This is a genomic window from Bdellovibrio sp. BCCA, assembly GCF_037996825.1.
GTDB lineage: Bacteria > Bdellovibrionota > Bdellovibrionia > Bdellovibrionales > Bdellovibrionaceae > Bdellovibrio.
On the sequence record NZ_JBBNAC010000001.1, the window covers coordinates 3,533,731 to 3,554,137 of the forward strand.

At 43.6% G+C, this 20,407-nt stretch carries 25 protein-coding genes; 12 read left to right on the forward strand and 13 right to left on the reverse strand.

Features of this window, described 5'->3' with window-relative positions:
• Positions 1 to 5: 5 nt before the first annotated feature.
• The 4 genes from AAAA78_RS17125 (at position 6) to AAAA78_RS17140 (ending at position 3,760) form a co-directional block, all read left to right on the forward strand.
• The gene (locus tag AAAA78_RS17125) at positions 6 to 1,751 is read left to right on the forward strand and encodes a hypothetical protein (RefSeq protein WP_340593334.1); all 1,746 of its coding nucleotides are present in this window, start codon (positions 6 to 8) and stop codon (positions 1,749 to 1,751) included.
• A gap of 56 nt (positions 1,752 to 1,807) precedes the next feature.
• Positions 1,808 to 2,305, forward strand: a complete 498-nt coding sequence (locus AAAA78_RS17130; protein WP_340593335.1) for an SgcJ/EcaC family oxidoreductase — start codon at positions 1,808 to 1,810, stop codon at positions 2,303 to 2,305.
• A gap of 81 nt (positions 2,306 to 2,386) precedes the next feature.
• Positions 2,387 to 2,893: a DUF1993 domain-containing protein gene (locus AAAA78_RS17135; RefSeq protein ID WP_340593336.1), complete on the forward strand. Its 507-nt coding sequence runs from the start codon at positions 2,387 to 2,389 to the stop codon at positions 2,891 to 2,893.
• Between the two features lie 216 nt (positions 2,894 to 3,109).
• Complete coding sequence (locus AAAA78_RS17140; protein WP_340593337.1) at positions 3,110 to 3,760, forward strand: L,D-transpeptidase; 651 nt, start codon at positions 3,110 to 3,112, stop codon at positions 3,758 to 3,760.
• Between the two features lie 58 nt (positions 3,761 to 3,818).
• On the opposite strand, the gene AAAA78_RS17145 is transcribed toward AAAA78_RS17140, so the two are convergent.
• The 4 genes from AAAA78_RS17145 to AAAA78_RS17160 all read right to left on the reverse strand — a co-directional run bounded on the left by AAAA78_RS17145 (position 3,819) and on the right by AAAA78_RS17160 (position 8,260).
• The gene (locus AAAA78_RS17145; RefSeq protein WP_340593338.1) at positions 3,819 to 4,958 is read right to left on the reverse strand and encodes a winged helix-turn-helix domain-containing protein; all 1,140 of its coding nucleotides are present in this window, start codon (positions 4,956 to 4,958) and stop codon (positions 3,819 to 3,821) included.
• On the reverse strand, positions 4,955 to 5,317 hold the full coding sequence (locus AAAA78_RS17150; protein WP_340593339.1) for an MGMT family protein: 363 nt from the start codon (positions 5,315 to 5,317) through the stop codon (positions 4,955 to 4,957). The genes AAAA78_RS17145 and AAAA78_RS17150 overlap by 4 nt, the downstream gene beginning before the upstream one ends.
• A gap of 45 nt (positions 5,318 to 5,362) precedes the next feature.
• On the reverse strand, positions 5,363 to 7,231 hold the full coding sequence (locus AAAA78_RS17155; protein WP_340593340.1) for an OPT family oligopeptide transporter: 1,869 nt from the start codon (positions 7,229 to 7,231) through the stop codon (positions 5,363 to 5,365).
• Positions 7,232 to 7,321: 90 nt separating this feature from the next.
• Positions 7,322 to 8,260, reverse strand: coding sequence for a hypothetical protein (locus AAAA78_RS17160; RefSeq protein ID WP_340593341.1), 939 nt, complete (start codon positions 8,258 to 8,260; stop codon positions 7,322 to 7,324).
• 228 nt (positions 8,261 to 8,488) lie between these two features.
• Here AAAA78_RS17160 and AAAA78_RS17165 point away from each other — a divergent pair, with 228 nt between their 5' ends.
• The gene (locus AAAA78_RS17165; protein WP_340593342.1) at positions 8,489 to 8,980 is read left to right on the forward strand and encodes an SRPBCC family protein; all 492 of its coding nucleotides are present in this window, start codon (positions 8,489 to 8,491) and stop codon (positions 8,978 to 8,980) included.
• Positions 8,981 to 9,023: 43 nt separating this feature from the next.
• Here AAAA78_RS17165 and AAAA78_RS17170 read toward each other — a convergent pair whose 3' ends face one another.
• Positions 9,024 to 9,893: a VOC family protein gene (locus tag AAAA78_RS17170; protein WP_340593344.1), complete on the reverse strand. Its 870-nt coding sequence runs from the start codon at positions 9,891 to 9,893 to the stop codon at positions 9,024 to 9,026.
• 237 nt (positions 9,894 to 10,130) lie between these two features.
• Here AAAA78_RS17170 and AAAA78_RS17175 point away from each other — a divergent pair, with 237 nt between their 5' ends.
• From AAAA78_RS17175 to AAAA78_RS17185, 3 genes are read left to right on the forward strand one after another with little or no spacing between them, the layout of a single operon-like run.
• Positions 10,131 to 10,604 carry a CBS domain-containing protein gene (locus AAAA78_RS17175; protein ID WP_340593345.1) on the forward strand — a complete coding sequence of 158 codons (474 nt, stop codon included), beginning with the start codon at positions 10,131 to 10,133 and terminating at the stop codon, positions 10,602 to 10,604.
• Positions 10,605 to 10,615: 11 nt separating this feature from the next.
• Positions 10,616 to 11,095 (forward strand): DUF6496 domain-containing protein, encoded by a 480-nt coding sequence (locus AAAA78_RS17180; RefSeq protein ID WP_340593346.1) that lies wholly within the window; start codon positions 10,616 to 10,618, stop codon positions 11,093 to 11,095.
• A gap of 14 nt (positions 11,096 to 11,109) precedes the next feature.
• On the forward strand, positions 11,110 to 11,622 hold the full coding sequence (locus AAAA78_RS17185; protein WP_340593348.1) for a BON domain-containing protein: 513 nt from the start codon (positions 11,110 to 11,112) through the stop codon (positions 11,620 to 11,622).
• On the opposite strand, the gene AAAA78_RS17190 is transcribed toward AAAA78_RS17185, so the two are convergent.
• The gene (locus AAAA78_RS17190) at positions 11,614 to 12,963 is read right to left on the reverse strand and encodes an MBL fold metallo-hydrolase (RefSeq protein ID WP_340593349.1); all 1,350 of its coding nucleotides are present in this window, start codon (positions 12,961 to 12,963) and stop codon (positions 11,614 to 11,616) included. The two genes, AAAA78_RS17185 and AAAA78_RS17190, sit on opposite strands and share 9 nt — an antisense overlap.
• 80 nt (positions 12,964 to 13,043) lie before the next feature.
• Between AAAA78_RS17190 and AAAA78_RS17195 the strand changes: the two genes are divergently transcribed.
• Entirely contained in the window at positions 13,044 to 13,817 is a 774-nt protein-coding gene (locus AAAA78_RS17195; protein WP_340593350.1) for an exodeoxyribonuclease III, read from the forward strand.
• On the opposite strand, the gene AAAA78_RS17200 is transcribed toward AAAA78_RS17195, so the two are convergent.
• Together AAAA78_RS17200 and AAAA78_RS17205 are read right to left on the reverse strand one after the other, a co-directional pair.
• Positions 13,818 to 14,315, reverse strand: coding sequence for an FBP domain-containing protein (locus tag AAAA78_RS17200; RefSeq protein ID WP_340593351.1), 498 nt, complete (start codon positions 14,313 to 14,315; stop codon positions 13,818 to 13,820).
• A 59-nt stretch (positions 14,316 to 14,374) separates the two neighbouring features.
• Positions 14,375 to 14,998, reverse strand: a complete 624-nt coding sequence (locus AAAA78_RS17205) for a TetR/AcrR family transcriptional regulator (protein WP_340593352.1) — start codon at positions 14,996 to 14,998, stop codon at positions 14,375 to 14,377.
• A gap of 81 nt (positions 14,999 to 15,079) precedes the next feature.
• On the opposite strand from AAAA78_RS17205, the gene AAAA78_RS17210 reads away from it, so the two are divergent.
• Together AAAA78_RS17210 and AAAA78_RS17215 are read left to right on the forward strand one after the other, a co-directional pair.
• Positions 15,080 to 15,433 (forward strand): GFA family protein, encoded by a 354-nt coding sequence (locus tag AAAA78_RS17210; RefSeq protein WP_340593353.1) that lies wholly within the window; start codon positions 15,080 to 15,082, stop codon positions 15,431 to 15,433.
• 18 nt (positions 15,434 to 15,451) lie between these two features.
• Entirely contained in the window at positions 15,452 to 15,868 is a 417-nt protein-coding gene (locus AAAA78_RS17215; protein ID WP_340593354.1) for a VOC family protein, read from the forward strand.
• Positions 15,869 to 15,928: 60 nt separating this feature from the next.
• Here AAAA78_RS17215 and AAAA78_RS17220 read toward each other — a convergent pair whose 3' ends face one another.
• From AAAA78_RS17220 to AAAA78_RS17240, 5 genes are all read right to left on the reverse strand, one after another.
• On the reverse strand, positions 15,929 to 16,207 hold the full coding sequence (locus AAAA78_RS17220) for an SDR family NAD(P)-dependent oxidoreductase (RefSeq protein WP_340593355.1): 279 nt from the start codon (positions 16,205 to 16,207) through the stop codon (positions 15,929 to 15,931).
• Between the two features lie 69 nt (positions 16,208 to 16,276).
• Positions 16,277 to 16,471: a hypothetical protein gene (locus AAAA78_RS17225; protein ID WP_340593357.1), complete on the reverse strand. Its 195-nt coding sequence runs from the start codon at positions 16,469 to 16,471 to the stop codon at positions 16,277 to 16,279.
• 9 nt (positions 16,472 to 16,480) lie between these two features.
• Entirely contained in the window at positions 16,481 to 17,338 is an 858-nt protein-coding gene (locus tag AAAA78_RS17230) for a class I SAM-dependent methyltransferase (protein WP_340593358.1), read from the reverse strand.
• Between the two features lie 3 nt (positions 17,339 to 17,341).
• Complete coding sequence (locus AAAA78_RS17235) at positions 17,342 to 17,788, reverse strand: SRPBCC family protein (RefSeq protein ID WP_340593359.1); 447 nt, start codon at positions 17,786 to 17,788, stop codon at positions 17,342 to 17,344.
• Between the two features lie 137 nt (positions 17,789 to 17,925).
• A complete protein-coding gene (locus AAAA78_RS17240) occupies positions 17,926 to 18,927 on the reverse strand; it encodes a PAS domain-containing protein (protein ID WP_340593360.1) in 1,002 nt (333 codons plus the stop codon).
• A gap of 170 nt (positions 18,928 to 19,097) precedes the next feature.
• Here AAAA78_RS17240 and AAAA78_RS17245 point away from each other — a divergent pair, with 170 nt between their 5' ends.
• Complete coding sequence (locus AAAA78_RS17245) at positions 19,098 to 20,405, forward strand: family 1 glycosylhydrolase (RefSeq protein WP_340593361.1); 1,308 nt, start codon at positions 19,098 to 19,100, stop codon at positions 20,403 to 20,405.
• Positions 20,406 to 20,407 lie beyond the last annotated feature (2 nt).

Here is a 20,407-nt window from a genome sequence, read left to right on the forward strand (position 1 = left end):
TGGGTATGAAATACCTGATCTCTTTTCCTGCCGCTTTGATTTTTATTCTCACTTCGTGCACGCATCTCTCGACGAAAGTCCAGCCGCAAGCAAGTGAAGATCATCCCGTTCCGTTTGAAACCAAAGGCCGAACTCCTGCCGCAGATGAACTCGATTGGTGGGCGGCGAAGGCTCAACACGTTCAACAAGCCAAATGCCGCATAAAACTTCCAGCGACAACGGCAGAGATAGAAAAATATTATCGTGAAATGCCGAATGGACCGGGTTTTGAGGGAGGAATTTCTGAGATTTCAGGAATCCGTTTGGTGGATGAAAAGCCCCGCTTGGTATTAGCTCTTTCAAAACTTCTTTCACCAGCACGTGAATCGACAGAGGTTGAAGGAACTCCAAAAAGTTTTCAGGAAAAATTCAACGTCAATCCTTCTTGCACGAAAGCTTTGTGTACCGCTCAAAAGATTTTTGGAAGAGACGTCGGACCGCAAATGCTTTTCCTAATGGATAAGTTTGATGTCAACACTTCACCCTATTCTTTTATCAATGCTGACGCTTTCAATGGTCTTGAAATCATTGACGTAATCCGTGCTTTTGAACTTGTGAATCCGGATCAAATGCCTTTTGGCTTTAACAAACAACTCATCCGATTTAAACGCGGATTTACGCGGGCTTCTTACAAAGACAACGCAGGCACGGTCATAGCCAATGCCTCGATTGAACTCTTTGACAGCTGGTCCGAACAAAATTCTCTTATGCGCCAGTACACACTTTTCCACGAGATTGCGCACAATCAATCGGACAATCAATTTTCGGACTATGATCGTTCCGCTTCCTGGTTAGCTCTTGGAAACTGGAAAGAAACTAAACCCGGAGAATTTGCCAAAGAAAAACAGAAGGCGATGCAAGGTCATCCCTTTGTATCGAAGTACGGCGAAACAAATCCCTTCGAGGATTTTGCAGAAAGTGTGACGTCCTACCGCTTGAATCCGGATCTTTTAAAAAGTAAGTCTATGGATAAGTACAACCTAATCAGGCTGTACGTTTTTGACGGACTTGAATTCACTTCGGAAGCCAGCTGCCACAAAACGCCGTTAAACGTGCAATATCAAAAACAGGTCAATCAAGACGGCGGTGCTTTCACTAACGCCGATAAAGAAGCCATTCAAAATGCTTGTCGCCAAAGTTTTTATCAGACGGTCTTAGGCAATATTCCGGTGAGCTTCTTTGGCTCTTGCGTAGATTATGAAGCGGCTCAACGTTGGCAGAAACAAAATGCCTCCCGCTTTGCTGATTTAACTTCGCAAGCGCTGTTTGATCCAAAATTGCGTATCAGTGTTTTAAAGTTTAAAGCTTTAACAAATGAGCTTCGAAAAAATCTGGCTCCGGAACTCACCGATTGGATTCTTGAATCCATGAACGTTAATTCATATCGAATGACTTCGCAGATGAGCAATCAAGAGTACTGCGATATTTGGGCGGAGCTTAAAAACCGCGTCTATCCAAATATTCACCGTGAGAATCAGTGGTACCGCAATGGCATTTTTGTTTCACGCGATTACTCTCCTCACGAAGGCGCAGCCCGCGGACTTTGTTTGGATCTAGTAAAAGGTTTTACGCCAACCTCAAAATCTTCGGTCTCAACGATTAAGAACTGGCTGAAGACAACAGCTGCGGTCAACACCGACTCACAAATCACAGAACGCGGCATCACTCGCGAAAATTTATTAAAATACATTTTAGACAGAACAAATAATTAATAAGTTGCCACTGCGATACTTCCTGTAGTCGGATTAAGACTTCCGGAGGTATCGTTATGAGTTCTATTCCTGCTAATCCTGATGAAAATATGGTTCGTGTTCTTTATCACAACCTTTTACAGGCGTGGAACCAACAAAGTGCCCGAGGCATGGCGGAGCTTTTTACGAATGATGGAAATATGGTGGGCTTCGATGGAAGCCTCGCCAACGGACAAAATGAAATTGGCGAGCACTTAGCCCCTATTTTTTTGAGTCACCCGACAGCAACTTACATCAGCAAAGTCCGCGAAGTTCGCTTCTTAAGCCCCACCGTCGCAATGCTACGGGCCGTCGCAGGAATGGTTCCCCGAGGCAAGAATGATATTCTGCCTGCGGTCAACGCCATTCAAACAGTCGTAGCCGTTAAGGACCACGAACATTGGCGCATTGCTCTTTTTCAAAATACGCCCGCGGCATTTCATGGACGCCAGCACCTTGCCGATGATCTTACAAAAGAACTGCGCGAAGAATTAAAGCTTTCCAATATTTCAGAAAAAAGCTCACAGGGATTTTAAGGTTACTGAGGTCCGTCAAAAATAATTGGCGCTGGACAATTTGGTAGCACCTTTTCATAGTTGTATCTCTGGAGGCTTTCTATGCTTTATGAAACAACTAATCCCCCTTTTGTAAAAATGCTTCGCAACCTTTTAGAGATTCTTGATAAAGGTGCTCAGTTTGCGGATTCCAAAAAAATTGATATGGAAGTTTTGCTGCACTCTCGCTTGGCTCCAGATCAGTTTCCTTTAACTCGCCAAATTCAAATCGCATGTGATACAGCGAAACTGTGTGCACATCGTTTGACTGGAAAAGAAGTTCCGTCTCACGCAGACAACGAAAAAACTTTCGGCGATTTCAAAGCCCGTATTGAAAGCACGATTTCGATTCTAGAAAAATTCTCTGCCGCTGATTACAAAGGTGCTGAGGCGAAGCACATCACGCAACCACGTTGGGAAGGGCAATATCTCACAGGAGAAGAATACGTTCTTCACCACGCTATTCCTAATTTCTATTTCCACATCACAACAGCGTACTCGATCTTGAGACACAACGGTGTGGATATCGGCAAAAAAGACTACTTAGGAAAATTGCCGTTAAAAAAATAATTTTTCTGTAAAGTGCTATTTCTCGAAGACGGGGCTCCTTGCCCCGTCTTTTGTTTTGTCAAAATCCGCCCGACCTCCGTGTCCGACCGTTTCAGCTTCTTCATTAAAAAATAAAATTCTTGTGTCAGCCGTCGTGAATTGCGCAGAAAAATCTAAAATTTTGACCGCAAGCAGTAGAATGGAAACAGAAAGGAGATTTAACAATGGAGGTGTGACATGAAATTGATACATCAAATAACATCTCTCGCTATCACTCTGTTTTTTTTAACAGCCCAACCTGTCCACGCGGAACCAATGAAAGTCATGCAAAATGACAAGATTCCAAACATGATTGAGGACCTCAACCCCTTCGATCCCAATATCGAAGAAGTGCTCCGCCACTACGACGAAATTTATGAAGAGGAAACAGGTCAACCTTCGCATTTACCTGATGAATCGTTTATTAATGATATTATCGGGTTTGCAAGCTGTTACCGCAGTGAATGTGCTGTGTGGGCTCAGGTTGTGAAGTCATCACAAAGATTATATTTGTACGTTCATGGAAGACTTGCGGACTCATGGCCTGTTTCAACAGGAAAAGCGGGATATACGACTCCTAATTTTGATAGACACCCTAACGGACGTATTTACGACAGATACACATCTACGAAATATCCAGAGGGAGATTACAATGGCTTAGGCAATATGCCGTACGCCGTTTTTATTGCGGGAGGATTTGCGCTTCACGGAACTCCGCGGGGCAACTGGCCTAACTTAGGTCGTCCCGCTTCGCATGGCTGTATTCGCATGCATCCAGATAATGCATATCGATTTAATCGCTTAGTTCGTAGTAACGGAATCCAGAACGTTTGGATTACAGTTCAATGAGTGCGTTGTGAGCGAGAGCAAAGCGGCGACTTTTGCTGATCACAAAGGTCGCCGTTTTCTATTTCCCAAGTTGAAATTTTTCAAAACGATGAAGCTCTTCTTCGATAAGTTTTTTATTCGATGCTGATTTCATCTTCGGAAGCCAATTCCATTTTTGAATCAGCAACTCGTTCTTATCTCGGTCCGCTTTTAAATCTATCGCAGCGACAACCTGATCGCCGACTAGCACGGGCAAAGCAAAATATCCGTAAACGCGCTTTTCTTTCGGCAGATAGGCTTCAAAACGATGTTCATAATCAAACAAAGCCTGAAGACGTTTTCTTTGAATTACCAAAGGATCAAACGGAGAAAGGATATGCACAAGGTCCTTATCAAGCTCTATTTTCTTTTCAAGTATTTCAGGCTTAATCCAAAATTCTGTTTTTTCAACACCCGCAACGTGAACAGGAACAAGGTCTTTCTTTCGTGCTTTCCCCTCGATAAGCTTCTTAATTCCCGGTTTTTTCTTAGCATCCAAGTAACAAATAGAATCAACACTGGCTAAAGCTTGAGAACGTAATGCGCGCTCAAGAAGATATTCTAAAATCTCTTTTTCGGTTGCCGCCTCGGGTTTCTTTTCCCAGTCAAAATGTCGATCCAGCAATTCATACTTCTTCAACATCCCTTGACGTTCGCAGATCACGAGTTGTCCAGTGTAGAATCCCAACTGCAACGCTTTCTTCGATGGTTTACGGCTGGCCCACGGATGACTTTTCTCCACAAGGACGTCATCTTCAATATCGCGGATAGAAAGAGGACCTTCATTCTTGATAAGCTTTAGGACTTTCTGCATTTCCTCTTTTTTTACGGTTTGAAACCACTTGCTTGGGGAAAGTCGTGTGCGTTTCATCTCGTCCATATAAAAACGAAAGTCTTTCGTAGGGACATAGGAAAGAGCATGAGTCCAATACTCAAACACCGTTTTATCTTGAGATTGTGCTTGATGCAGATGCTGGCGTTTATAGTCGGGAATCCGCGTGAAAAGAATATGATGATGACAGCGTTCAATCACATTGATGGTATCAATCTGCACGTAACCCAAGTGCTCAACGGCAGCTTGTGTGGCTTTTGCGCCTTTTCCAAAAGGAACGCGCTCATGCAATCCTTGCGCTTGAATCCATAATCCCTTTGCCTGTTCTTTTGAAATAACTTTTTTCATGAAAACATCTTTGGTGAGCGGGTGTTGGTTTTCTTTGCTTCAACCTTTTTTCTCCACTGAAATTTCTTTAGATCGATCTGATCTTGCTCACCAAACTCAATGCCTTCTTTAACAAGAAGACGCTTTTGTTTCACGTAAGACGAAGTCGATGGCGGAAACGAAATCTTTCCCTTGGAATTTAAAACGCGCTGCCAAGGAAGGTCATGACTTTCAGAGCAAGAGTGTAAAATCCACGCGACTCCCCGCGAACCTTGCGGCTTTCCGGCAAGTTTTGCGATTTGACCGTAAGTCGCCACTTTCCCTTTGGGAATCTTTTTAATGAAACTAATAACTTTCTTTGAAAAATCGGTTTGTTCCATCGCGGACCTCAGTCAAAAAAAGGGAGCTTGAGCTCCCTTTTTAGTTTAACCAACTGCATTTTCCAAGAGAATTAAAATAATCCCTATAATTGATCCGCCCGCAATCACACCGGCCGCAAGAGTTTCCTGGTTATCAACGAACGCGCGATAACCAAAGCTTGCAGGGTCTTTAAAACGTTTGCGCGCAAGCCAGAATAGCAAAGTTCCCAAAGCCATAGACCATGCATCGGCAAAGCGAAGAACAAATCCCAAGCCTAGACCGACTCCAGAAAGAGGAAAACGGCCTTTCGTTTTTTTATTTAGAACTTCAATCACAATTCCAAGAATAGCCCCGACAAAAGCCGCCACTTGCGCTGTCGGATGAAGATTGCTAATTCCTTTTGTTAAAACTTCCGAAACACCTTTCCAAATAGACGCACTTGGAAGCGGCAGACTTTCAGATGTGAACATGGAAACGTCGCCATGGAAGAGCGAATAGAAAACGGGAACAGCCACTAAGCCACCTGCAAAAATTCCTAAGACATGACCGACCGCTTGATGACGAGGTTTTCCACCCAACATGTAAGCAGGCTTAATATCCATGAGCAGATTACTCGCATTCAAAGAAACTTCGGATGTGATTCCTGCCGTCATTAAGTTCGTCGTCACATTTCCAGGAGCAACCACACCATAAGTGATTTGTGTGAGCTTGCCAAGAGCTCCGCCCGGAGTGATCGCTGTTAATCCCGTCGATGTGACAGCAATGAGCGTGAAGATGAACACCAAAGGAATCGCAAGAAGTCCTAGCCAATAGTGAATACCGAACCACACGTGACCCAAGTAAACTGTGATAGCACCAAGAACAGGAATACCTACAGCAAAAATCCACATTGGAAGTTCAATTTTATCCAAAGCATCTGACTTCTTTTCTTTTTTTGAAAACATCTTTGCAAAACTTTGTACAATGATTTGTGGTTTTGAAAAGAAACCGTACAAAGAAGATGTCGTCATCACTGCGGCACCTCCCCATAGCGCCCACATTGTGATCGCTTTAAACTTCGCTTCAGGAATAATTCCGGCATCAATAAGAATTGGCGCACAAATGAAATAATTAATGAATCCACCAAGCAAGATCGACATCGCCGTCTTCATGCTCATCAAACCACCCGTTCCCATCATGACGATGGACGTATCAAACTGAATGGTGAGATCTTTCAAAGGACTTCCTATGATCTTAGGAGTCGCGAATTTATAAATGAAATCGTCCCAATAATGTGGAAGTGCTAAGAACTTTAATTTTAAAGAATCCAAAACGGCGTCAGCTCTTAAAATTTCAATTAATGCAGAAAGACCCGCACCCGCCATCATTAGCTTCGCTTTAAAGACACCTTCTTTACCTTCATCGGAATGCAGACTTTCAAGCACAACACCGGCAGCGTAACCTTCCGGAAACGGCATTTGTTCATCGTTGATAAAACGTTTTTTTAAAGGGAATGCGAAGAGAACTCCCAGCAAGGCCAACACAACGATCCACCAAAATGTTTGCCACATTGGAATCACTTGTCCTGTCACCATCATGTAAGCAGGAATTGAGGCCATCATCGGTGCTGTCATATATCCGGCACTTGTTGCAATACTTTGCATGGCATTGTTTTCAAGAATCGTCATGTGCGAGCCGAGTTTCATTTTCGCCATTAATTTAAAAAACGCGAAAGACAAAATCACCGAAGAGATCCCTACTCCCAATGTCCATCCGGTTTTGATTCCAATATAAAGATTCGTCAGACTTAAAACGCCACCAAGAATCATTCCCGTCAAAGCAGAACGGAGTGTGAGCTGAGGCATATCGCCCTTATAAACATTCTTCAGCCACCACTCGTCTTTTTCTTCAAGAGTCATCGAGTGAACTTGTTCTTCAGAGAGTTCCTTAATCATAGCACGTCCTTCGTTTATTCCGAGGACAGTATGCTATAGATAATTTCCTTGTGACCAGAAAAAATCCCAGCCACAAGGGATAATTTATTTTTATCTATATGAACGGAACCAAATAGCGTTATCAGTTCCTTTTACAAAAACCATGACATGATCTTTCGCCGAAGAATTTGCTCCAGGCCCTGAAGAAAGTCCGCCGCCTAACGATTCCCAACCTGACCAGCTACCGCTGAACCATTTGTGCCAGAGGGCGTTGTCTGTGCCGCGAACAAAAACGTCAAGCCGTCCGTTTCCCCACGAAGCGACATCGGGTGATGATGTCAGCACACCACCTAATGACTCCCAGCCGGACCATCCTCCACCGCTAAACCATTTATGCCAGAGGGCATTGTCGGTACCACGAACAAAAACATCTATTCGGCCAGTACCCCAAGACGCAGCACCAGGATCAGAAGTCAGTACGCCTCCAAGAGACTCCCACGCAGACCATGAGTTACCGCTAAACCATTTGTGCCAAAGAGCGTTGTCTGTACCGCGCACAAAAACATCAAGTCGATTGCCACCCCATGAAGAGGCTGCGGGACCAGAAGTCAGAACTCCGCCTAAGGATTGCCATGGAAGCCAAGCTCCGCGGAAAGTGCGTTGCCATAAAGCATTGTCTGTTCCCCGCACGAAAACGTCGATGCGATTTCCCTGACATGTGCATGCAGGAGAAGAAGTAAGAACTCCGCCTAACGAAGTCCATGCCGACCACTTCATGCCATCCCAGTGCCGGAACCACAGAGCGTTGTCAGTTCCACGCACAAAAACAATCGTGCGAAATCCTGAGCGTGAACATGACGCCGGGTCTGAAGTGCCTACACCGCCAATGCTTGACCAATCAGACCAACCTGGTGCACGAGGATCTTCGTGTTGTGGTTGATAATCAGATATTACATAAGGATCTTCTCTGTCGTCACGAGCGATGGCGCTGGTAGAAACAGATGCTCCCGCCAATAACGTTGCTAATAAGACAATCAAATTAAAACGCATATCATCCTCCTGAATCCTTGCGCTTGGATTCTTTGACTCAAACTTAACAGAGGTCTTTTGCGAAGCTAGAGCATTCGAAATTCTTGTTAAAGACCTCAGTAAAATGGTGAGCCTTGGCAACCGACTCGACGTAAAGAAAGCCCGACTTTATTTTTTCACATTTTGTGACTTTGCAAACTTGAGCGTCTCTTTTGTGTTGTAGAATAAAGGCACTCATGGAGGCAAAACATGCTTAATAAAACAATCACTTTGACTCGTGTGTTCGATGCTCCGAGGGAACAAGTCTGGCGAACGTGGACTGATCCTGAACGCATCAAACTCTGGTGGGGACCGAAAGCTTTCACAGCTCCTTCTATTAAGAATGATCTGCGCATCGGCGGCACTTACCTTTACGCCATGAAAGATGCTGAAGGAAAATTATTCTGGAGTACGGGCACCTACAAAGATGTGCGCTATCTGGAAAAAATTGTTGCAACAGATTCATTCGCTGATGAAAAAGGGCACATTGTTTCTCCTGCTGAATACGGAATGCCTAGCATGAAGGATGAACTGGAATTGACGGTGACCTTTGAAGATAAAGGCAACCAAACGAAACTTACTATCGTTCATAAGGATTTTCCTGCCAACTTTTTTGATCAGTGTGTGCAAGGATGGAATGAATCTCTGGATAAGTTCGATGATGTTCTTCGAAATGAAAGACCTGCGGAACTTAATCTTTAGAATTATCAGGCCCTTGTAACAACAAGAGCCTGGTAAGACAAAGTCATCTATATGCGTCTTTCAGCTTGGCGATATCAAGCTTTTTCATGGTGAGCATAGCCTTCATCACATTCTCCGTTTTAACAGGATCGCGGTCGCTCATCATCTCTGCGAGAACTTCAGGCACAACTTGCCATGAAACGCCATATTTATCCTTGAGCCATCCACAAGGCTCCGTCGATCCGCCTGCGGAAAGTTTCTGCCAATACTCGTCGACCTCTTCTTGAGTTTTACAATTCACCATCAACGAAAGAGCATGCGTAATCTCGTTTGTTTGCTCTTTTTGACCTTCCATCAAAACAAACTCTTGTCCACCGAGAGAAAACCTTGCGTGCATCACTGTCTTAGTTTGAGGATCCTTATGCATTGTTTGCACCATGGAGTTCTTGAAAACTGAAGTATAAAATTCAATGGCTTCCTCGCCTTTTCCAAACATTTTTCCTGTAAATAGAATAGCAGGAGCGATCTTTTGTTTGCTTTCGGAAAGAATCAACTGCCAAGGAAGACCGAAACGATCCGTACACCAAGCGTATTTTTTTGCCCAAGGATATTCCTTAAGCTCAAACAAAATTTTGCCGTCCTTACTCAGCTCCTTCCAAAGATGGTTTATTTCCTCTTCCGTTTCACATGATACGAACAGTGAAACGCCGGGAGTAAATTTAAAAATAGGTCCACCGTTGAGAGCTACGTAATTTTGCCCTTCGATTTCAAATTCAACAGTCATCACGGAACCTTCTTTTTGCCCAGAGACTTCAGCTCCCGCTTTCCCGTAATAAGCTACACTTCCTAACTTCGAGTTTTTGAAAAGAGACGTGTAGAGTTTCGCCGCTTCTTCTGCTTGGTTATCAAACCAAAGACAAGGATCGATTTGCATAAAGCCTCCTTAGAATTCTTTTTCATCGTAGCACTTGGAAAAAGCCTTGCCTATATGTGCAAATAAACAGGTCCAATATTGGACACATTATTTTTTCTGAACATTCAGCAAAATGGAAATCTCTTTGCTGTACTTTATCACGAAGAGTGCTTTTTTCTCTCTTAGCCAGCGAAATTGGCCGACACTTTTTGTGAAGAGAAAATTACTCTAACCACAAGGAATTTTATGGAAGCAAAAATGACTCATCAAGAAACCGGAACTCGCAAAGCCAACTTGAAACTGCGCTGGGAAAAAAGCCGCATTGTCTCTATCGGTCCCGACGCCAATCTTACTGAAGCGGCAAAGCTTATGAAAGATCAACAAGTCGGAGATGTTTTGGTTATGGGAAACAAAGGACCATCCTCGATTCAAGGAATCGTCACGGATCGCGACATTGCTCTTTGCCTTGCTTCGAATGACGACGTGTCGTCGATCCGTGTCGGTGATATTATGTCGCCTTCGGTTGTCACTGGAAATATCGACGACGATATTTTTAAACTTGCGGGTCTTATGAAAAACTCCGGTGTCACCCGTCTGCCTTTGATGGGACAAGGCAACCAAGTCATTGGTGTTGTGACTGCAAGAAACTTAATTGAAGTTCTTCTGGGTGCTCTTTTTGATTTGGTTCAAATTTCAGAAACTCAACATCAAAACGAACGGTCTCACCATTAATAGAGGTTGTTATGCCAGAAAAAGCAGTCGTTGAGCGGGCACGCAAAAAAGCCCGCGAAGGAAAATCTCCCTCCACTCAAGCCGGAGAATTCGTCAAAGCCGAAATCGATAAAGTGCGCAAAGGCGAACATGGCGTGCGCTCTCCGAAACAAGCTATCGCTATCGGTCTTTCAGAAGCCCGTAAAGCCGGAGTCAAACTTCCCCCGAATCCAAATAAAAAAGCGAAGACTACAAGAAAGACAAAACGCAAAGCGAGTTCCGAGACTTCCGCAAAACGAGCACGTGCTTCGTTAAAGGCGTTAAAACGCGAACCAACATCGACAGTTTCGCCTGAATCCATGTCGAAGTTTTCAAAACAAGCCGCTAAAAAACGGGGTCCTGAAAAACGCCACAAAGCTGCGATGAAAGCCGTAAAAACCAAGGGACCTCAGGAACTCAAAAGAGCTGCAAAAAAAGCTGCTCACACTCGAGAAATGCGCGCGCATCATTAGCAAAGGAGTCTATCGTGAGACACACCAATCCTCGCTATCGCCACATCACTTCAGAATCTATCGACTATGGATTAAGATCCGACGCCATTCATACGCCTTCATCGGGTTACAGCTATTCAACAGCAGAGTCCTATGAATGGGATCGAGCTATGAATCCAAATGTGCGTTACGTGCCAGGTGAAAACAACCGCGACCTTGCGCGCGAATGGAGTCGCGAACCCCGCGAGGAGCGTAATCAAAAGTCATTTTACGGAAGAGGTCCGAAAAATTATCGTCGCACGGATGAACGCATTTACGAAGACGTGTGCGAAGTCCTTTCTAGACATCCGGATATCGATGCCAGCGAGATCATTGTCGATGTCGATCACGGTATCGTTTATCTCGATGGAACGGTCGAAACAAGACGAGTTCGTGCCTTGGCTGAAGAAGTTGTTGAGGATCTGTTAGGTGTCCAGCAAGTTGACAACAATCTTGAGGTTTTGCCGAGAGACCGCGATCTTCGCCGCATCTCACATAGTTTATCGTGATTGGTTTTTGATTTTTTTAAGCTGGGCTTTTTGATACGAACCAAAGACGCCGTTAAAAAGACTTCTAATAAGAGGATCTTCAACAATATCGGCGTCTTTAATTTCATTTTCTGTTTCTGAATCAAAAACACAGTTATTGATTCTCATATACATAGAAGTCAAAGACTCGCCCAACTCAAGGGCCGCGTATAATTTCGCTAGAGGCACTTCTGTTTTCCAAGAGATAAATTCTGTCGATGCAGATAAAAGTGTGATTTTATTCCCCTGAAGATGGTAATAAAATGACGTCGCAGCTCCGTCGCTATCGTACAAAGAAAGACACCAATTTCTAGATTTTTCGAAATAAGGATCTGCCGACGACTCCATAGATTGGAATTTTTTGATTAGGCCGTTCTTACAATATTCTATGACAAAATCCTTCTGATCTTTTGTAAGTGGCTCAAAATGTTGCGCTACTTCGGCTGTCGATGGTGGCTTCAGATCTTGATTGTATTCGTAGTCTCCATTTTGTTCACCAACGGGCTCTATCCAAGATAAAGAAGAAGAGTTCTTCAATAAATTTTCTTCGAAAGTTACTGACATTGAAGGATTAAGACGAATTACCTCCGTCTTCGGCAAAATCGTTTTAATTTCCTTTTGAAAATCTTTATAAGTGATTGGGAAAAAAGCGCCGTTATACCAAGACCAAGGCTCCATCGTGAACTGACAAGAGCTTGGAACGATATATTTAGGATTAAGCTTTTTGATTTGCTCTAACCATTCCGGCGGAAGTGTTAAAGACACCTCTGGGAAACGCGACGGAGAAAGCACTTCGAGCTCGCGCATAGTTTGAAACGGCCACAAAACTAAGTCCCAAGAATTGCCTTTAACCAGAAGGTCCAAAGTTTCGTAATCGATCCATGAATCAACGACGTTTAAAATATTGATTCCCTCAGCCTTAATATGAAAGATCGAGTCCACATCTTCATCCAAAGCTCTTCGCGGAGTGATTTCGATAGGTCCGATTTTGAGAGTTTCGTTTAATTTCAGTGAATGCACGTTTTGAAAACCTAACTCACGAATCAAAGAAAACATTTCTTCAAAAACACAGAACATATAGATCGGCGTCTTGCGATCCAGGTAATTAAGACTTTCTAGGGAACAATGGTCATCATGGTAGTGAGAAATAAAAACCGCATCAAAATTAAGATTTCTGATCTCATCATGATGGAACTTCACATTAGGAAAAGCGTGGCAGTTCCGGCTAAACGGATTTTCAAAAACCGGATCAAAGGCGATTTGAGTTCCACCGCACTCAAAAACGTAACCCGCATGCAAAATACGCGAAATCTTTAAACTCATAGACTAAATACTTAGTACAGTCCTTCAAAGGAAACAAGCCGGTCTTGACCTTCTGAAGCTGCGAGGTCTATTGTAGGGACATGAAATTGATCTCATGGAATGTTAATGGTTTGCGCTCGGTTCAACGTAAGAATTTTCGTGAATGGTTCGAAGAAGAAAAAGCGGACGTCGTGTGCTTGCAGGAAATTAAAATTTCCGAAGAAGCTATTCAAGAGGATGAAACTCTTTATCATCCCAGCCGTTACCATTCACAATGGGCTTTTGCTGAAAAAGCCGGGTATTCTGGCTTAGCTCTTTATTCAAAAAAAGAACCCGACGAGGTTCGTATCGGAATGGGCATTCCTAAATTTGATAGCGAAGGTCGATGGCTGGAAGCGGATTTCGGTCCGATCACAGTTATTAACAGTTATTGGCCCAACAGTCAGCGCGACCATGCCCGCTTGCCTTTTAAGTTGGAATTCTGCGCGGCTGCTGAAAAACGTTTGGAAGCTCTTAGAAAAAAAGGCCGTGAGGTTGTTATTTGCGGTGACTTTAACATCGCTCACAAAGAAATCGATTTAAAAAATCCAAAATCAAATATGAAAAACGCAGGCTTTCTTCCTGAAGAGCGTGCGTGGATGACAAAGTTCCAAGACAAACTTGAGTGGGTCGATGCCTTCCGCAAATTTGAACAAGGTCCTGGCCATTACACATGGTGGAGCTATCGCCCGGGCGTTCGGGAAAAGAACGTGGGTTGGCGTCTTGATTATTTCCTCGTGAATAAAGAAGCTTCTGATCGCTTGAAAGCAGCAGCTCACTGTCCTGAGGTGATGGGATCAGATCACTGCCCTGTTCGACTGACTCTGAAAAAATAATTATTCCGGTTTGTAGCCGCTGATGTTTTCAAAGAGCTTTTCCATACGATAGTAAAGCTCTGCGATATATTTGTCCGGCTCTTTTCCCGACATGGCGGCATTGTCTTCGATTTTTTCAATGCAGCTTAAGTCATGACAAATGAGATAAGAGCTGCTCACGTTTGAACTCATCGAAACAGAAAGCATTCCAATTTCATCCGACGTTCCGTAAGCGTGGCACCAACTGCACAGTCCACCGACAGGCTCTCCCGTAGAAGCAGAACGCTTAAACGCTACACCTCTTGGCAAATCCCAGTTTGGCATTTTAAAAATAAGATAAGTATAAACACCCGAAGGCTCTTTCCACGTGAAGTACGAGCGCACATTCAGAGGGAATTTAAGCTTTTCAGGAAGAACTAATTTCTTTTGATCTCGAGGACGAAAGGCTTGAATAAGCTCTGCTTCACTTTCGATCGCAAATGAGTTCTCTTTTACGAAATTATTTAATTGAGTCTGCACTGGATTTACTCCTTGGTTTATCTTAGGAGGCTAAAATCCGACTGTCCAGTGATATAGCCCTACGACCGTATTGTCGCGAAATAACGCTTGAGTGAATCATAGAGAGCATCAAAAGCCTTAGGATCATCGAGAGCTTTCAGCATTCCATAGAAACCCTCATGTGCCATAACCACAAAGTGCGCGGCCTGACGGGTGTTCACATCTTTTTTAAGATATCCGCCTTCTTTGGCGCGTTTTAATTCTTTTTCCATGCCGTCGATCCAATAATTCAACGCATTTTCCAGACGTTCTTTAAAGCCTTTGTCGACAGGTGCCATCTCTTGAACCAGATTATTCAAAGGACATCCGTAACGAAGCTCACTGGGTTTTGCTTTGCCAATAAGATTCTTGAGTTGCGCAAGAATTCCCTCAATAGGATTTTCATACTCTTTAAGAGGATCAATCCAACGACTGTAAGTCATCGGCTTAATCACTTCATCAACAAGCGCATATCCTAAATCAAGCTTGGTTGGAAACTGATGATAGAACGCTCCTTTCGTCAGGGACGTTTTACCAACGATATCGTCAACGCTGACACCTTGAAAACTGCGGGTAAAAATCTCCCAGAAAGCGGCCTCTAAGATCTCTTTTCGGGATTCTTCGAGGTTTCGTGTCTTTTTGGGGCTTTTTTTTCTATCAACCATATAAAGAATCTAGCAAAAAATTCCGATCTTTACAACATACTATTTAGTATGTTAGCGTATTTCATATAAGGAGACTTAACTATGAAACATCAAGGAAGCTGTCATTGTGGCGCCGTGAAATTTGAGGTCGACGCAGACCTCAAAGAAGGAATAACTTGCAACTGTTCGATCTGCAATCGCAAAGGCACCATTCTAGCATTTGTACCAGACAGCGCTTTTCGACTTATCTCTGGCGGTGACTCTTTAACCGACTACCAATTCGGCAAGAAATCCATTCACCACACTTTCTGTAAAGTCTGCGGAGTCACAGCTTTTGCGTCCGGCAAAATGCCTACGGGTGAACCTATTAAGGCGATCAATTTAAGATGTGTTGAAGATCTTGCATTAGACGAAATTAAAACGCAGTTTTACGACGGAAAAAGTATTCAAATATAAAAATCGAAGGAGACATTTATGCAAAACGAATTCTGGGTGAATCTTCCCTCTAAAGACCTTGAGAGAACAAGAAAGTTTTTTACCGATATTGGCTTTCACATGGACACCGTTCACTCAAATGCACAAATGGTGAGTATGGATTTGGGCAACAAAAAGGTTGTCGTGAATGTTTTCCCTGAAAACATGTTTCGTGAATTTATCGGCGGCCAACAGGTCACAGATGGCAAGCAATCCAATGAAGTTTTATTTTCTCTAGGTGCGGGCTCTCCACAAGAAGTCGACGCATGGGCTGAAAAAGCAGTCAAAGCTGGCGCAACTCTTTACGCTAAGCCTGGCTATAAAGACGGATGGATGTATGGTTGTGGATTTGTTGATCCAGACGGTCACCGTTGGAATTTGCTTTTCATGGACATGAGCAAAATGCCGAAGGGTTAGTAAATATAGACTCCACACGGGCTGGATTTCTCCAGCCCGTGCTTTATTTACGTCGTCCTATTAAATTCCAAAATACATTTTCTTAGAAAGCTCTTCCAAATCTTTGGGCGATTTTTGCGTGTCAGCGCATTTATCGAGAGCGAGTTTAATTTGCTCATCGTTAGAAATGTCAAGGAGTACAGGAGCAACTCTGGGATCGTTGAATGCGGGAATATTTTCAATCTTTCGTGAGGCTGCATAGACTTTTCTTACACCTTTAGCGAGACAGGCCTCAACAAGGACTTTCCCAATACCCCGATTGGCTCCAGTAATAAAAACTATTTTTTCTTTGAATTGCATAATGACCTCCGTAGGTACGAAGGTAACCAAATTCAAGTCTCTTTACTGGCAGAAATCGGACCTTATCCCTCAATGCTTTCCATCAGCGTCAGCCATCTTTTTCATCACATTCGCAATCGTCTCGAAATCAATGTGTGCTTCTCTCATTAACGATTTCACCTTAACAAAATCATCGGCGTCTATCGCATCATTAAATTCGTCGAGCTTATCAATTTCAGCGAGCTTTTCTAAAACCAAAGTTCCATCAAAATTTGCTTTATCCATTGTTGATCCCTATATAGTCGCGATCAAAAGCTCTTCTCCCGTAGAAGGCTTTAAACCATCCGACCTGTTGGCAAAATAGCGAGGCACCATATCTGCCGTTGAAAGATGCTCCACTTTTTGAAACCCTATACTGCGCGCAAGTTTAAGCATCTCTTCAGGAGAGAAAAAGCTAATAAACGGAGTTCCCGACATCTGAGCGCCCTTCATGGATCTTTCATAACCAAAACGATCTTCAGATGCGACAAGATCTAAAGGCAACATGAACGTCATGATAAATTTCGAACCGGGAGCGAGCTTCATCATTTGACGTAAAGTATCTTTGATCGCATCCATCGTCAGATACATGCTCACACCAATAGAAGTCACAATCGCAGGTTTTTTGGGATCAAAACCAGCGGCAATTAGACGATCCCACCACGAATCACCTAATTCAAAGTCCACGGGGACAAAGCGAAGCCATTCTGGAATTGGATAACCAGTTTCAATCAAACGCTGGCGTTTCCAAGCCTGTGTATCCGGTTTATCAATTTCAAAAACTTTAATCTTTGAAGCAACCTCAGGACGACGCTGAGCAAATGTATCAAGCCCCGCTCCAAGAATAACATATTGAGTGACGCCGTGATTTACTTGCTCAGCAACTAAGTCTTCAATGAAACGAGCACGCGCCACAATCGAAGCACGAAACGGAGCTGTTCCTTGTGGATGCATATCAGGACGTTCACGCCAACCTTCTGGCGGAGAAACCAGTTTAAGGCCGATCTCATCATCAAGCACATGAGGAGCCGCATCGATCTGAACATGCATGGCTCTCCAAAGAGCAACTCGAACGGCCGTACTATCTGGTATCTCTGAGGACTTTGCTGTCATTGTCTATCCTTCTTTAATTTCTGGCTCAACAAGTTGGGTAAGAAGCATTAACGACTGCTGCCAACCGAGATAACACATGTCTACTGGAATGACGTCGGGAATGCCGTCTTGTGTGATTTTTAATTCCGTTCCGCCGACACTCTTACGAAATGAAATCGTCACGTGCATTTCGCCAGGAAGATTGGGATCATCGAATTTGTCGGTGTACTTTAATAATTCATTAGTTTTAATTTCAGTGTATTTCCCGCCAAATGACTGACTGTTCTGCGTCGTTAAATTCGTGAATGACATTTTGTAGCCGCCACCGACACGAAAATCCATCTCGTGAACTTTTCCAACAAACCCATGCGGAGGAAGCCATTTCGCCATAGCATCCGGATTGGTAAATGCTCTGAACACTCTCTCTGGCGGAGCCGCCAATACTCTGTGAAGTTGAACTGTACCCGGCATAATTTCCTCCTAGGTTTTTACGTTTAATTTTCAGCCTTATCTATTCTAGATAAACCCGAAAAAGAAACAACTGAATCCATTGGGGACTATTTTGCTGGACTTAGTTTGACACTAGACAGATCACTTTGATTCTTACCTTAAGTGAAATACTTTTCGGCGACTGAATCAATATTCAAGGAGATTTTTCCTGTGGACACAGCTTTTCCTTCGTGATCGAGAATCGGAAAAATAGTCGAAAGATATTTTTCCTGGACTCCCCGATTTACTAAAACTTCATCAAACGTAAATGGACGCTGCGATCTAAGAACAACTGGCTCTTTTTCCAAGAAAGAAGAAATGAACTCGGAGTTCGGAAAATGTTTTACATTTTTTCCGATTATTGATTCGCGCGAAAAGCCAATGACACGAGCGAAAGCAGCATTGCAGTTTGTAATTACTCCCTCGCTGTCTTTCACCACCAACAAAAATGGGGCCGAACCTAGTATTTGCTGTACATGACTTTTAAAATTGCGTTCGTCGGTCACGTCGCGAGCCGAAGCAAATCGCACACCTAGGTCCGCGTCCGCAGCCGCACTCCAGCTCAGTGTTCTATAACTGCCATCAGCAGTGCGGTAACGATTTTCAAAACCCACAGAGCGCAATCCCATGTTCAGCGCTTCAATATTTTTACGTGTCATTTCACGATCATCGGGATGAATAAATTCAAAAAACGGCGTCGTCAGCAATGTTTCTTCGCTGTATCCCAAAGTATCAACAAGTGACTTACTGACCTTCTTTAAAAAACCATCTTTGCCAGCTACGGCCATCAAATCGCTAGAGATCGAAAAAAAGCGATCCAACGAAATCTGAAAACTTTCCGCTTCCAGCATGCGCGATACCAGTTTTTTATATTCGTTTTGCGCTTTTGCAGATTCAAGGTTTGAAGAATGACAAGTCGCAATTCCTAAACATGCCAGAGCCGGAATCAAAACGATAAAAGCAATAAATTCAGTTGTCCCAATAGATGGAAGCAAGATGCTCGCCGCCGCAAAGAGCGCCGATAAAACCAAAATCGCCACCAAAGAAAACAGTGTGATTTTGTTTTGCAGTCTCCAGACACTGAAATATGCTAACGTTCTATTCTTTTCGCTCGGACTCAATAGTGCCTCTCAACCAGTTCATTTGTTAATATATAACATGTGTATCTATCAATTTGGCAGACTACAAGCGAGAACTTCACAAGGGCCGCATAACAAGTCGTAGACAATGTAACTTATCAGAGCGGACTCTTTTCATTGAAGCGCCCCCTAGGCCATTCGAAAATAACGGCATGTCTGTCGGTTCATTTATGTTCGCAACAGGTATTGAAAACAGTTATCCCACCATCAATGGCGGACGCACCCGCATTGACCAGATGGAAAAGTGTTTCCATTACAAATACTGGTCCAAAGATTTTGATCTTCTACAAGAACTTGAGATTGATTACCTGAGATATGGCCCGCCCATTCATCTAACTTGGCTTGGCGACGGAAAATACAATTGGGATTTTGCGGACCTCACATTTCACGATCTGCAAAGACGAAACCTATTTCCCATCGTTGACCTTTGTCACTTCGGCGTTCCTGATTGGGTTGGAAACTTTCAAAACCCTGAATTCCCGAATCTTTTTACAAAATACTGCCGCGACTTTGCTCGCCGCTTTCCATGGGTGCAGCTTTATACTCCCATTAATGAAATGTTTATTTGTGCTTTGTTTTCTGCCGCTTACGGCTGGTGGAACGAGCAGGAAAAAAGTGATCGCAGTTTTGTCAATGCACTTAAGAATATTGCAAAGGCCAACGTCCTTGCCATGAACGCCATCCTTGAGGTCCGTCCTGACGCCATCTTTATTCAGAGTGAATCCTCGGAATATTTTCACGCCGAAGATCCGCAGGCCATCAAACCTGCCGAAATCCTCAATGCGAAGCGGTTTCTGTCTTTAGATCTCAATTACGGGCGACGCGTGGACTCGCAGATGTATGAATATCTGATGGATAATGGAATGACTCGCGAGGAATATCATTTCTTTTTTGGTTGGGGCCTTAAGCACAACTGCATCATGGGGAACGATTATTACGTCACGAACGAACACAGAGTTTCCTCTGATGGAGCAACTCGCGCCGCCGGAGAGGTTTTCGGTTACGATGAAATCACAAGCCAATATTACCAACGCTATTTAATTCCGGTCATGCATACAGAAACGAATATCGCCCAAGGTGCGCAAGGCGACGAAGGTGTGAACTGGCTTTGGAAACAATGGGCAAATGTTCTAAGAGTCAGAAACAAAGGAATTCCCGTCGTCGGATTTACTTGGTACTCGCTGACCGATCAAATTGATTGGGATATTGCTCTTCGCGAAGAAAGAAACAGAGTCCATCCCGTAGGGCTCTTTGATCTTGATCGAAAAATCCGTCCCGTTGGTGAAGCTTATAAAAAATTAATTAAAAGCTGGCGGCAAGTTTTACCAACACAAAGTATTTGCCTGCGAGTTCCGGTTGTTTCTCCTCATGGATACTCTAAAGGTGAAGCAGAAACACAAAAAGAAGAAGCGCAAAGACGCAAGGGATCTGGCACTTCAGCTCCCTCCATCAATCAGTGAGG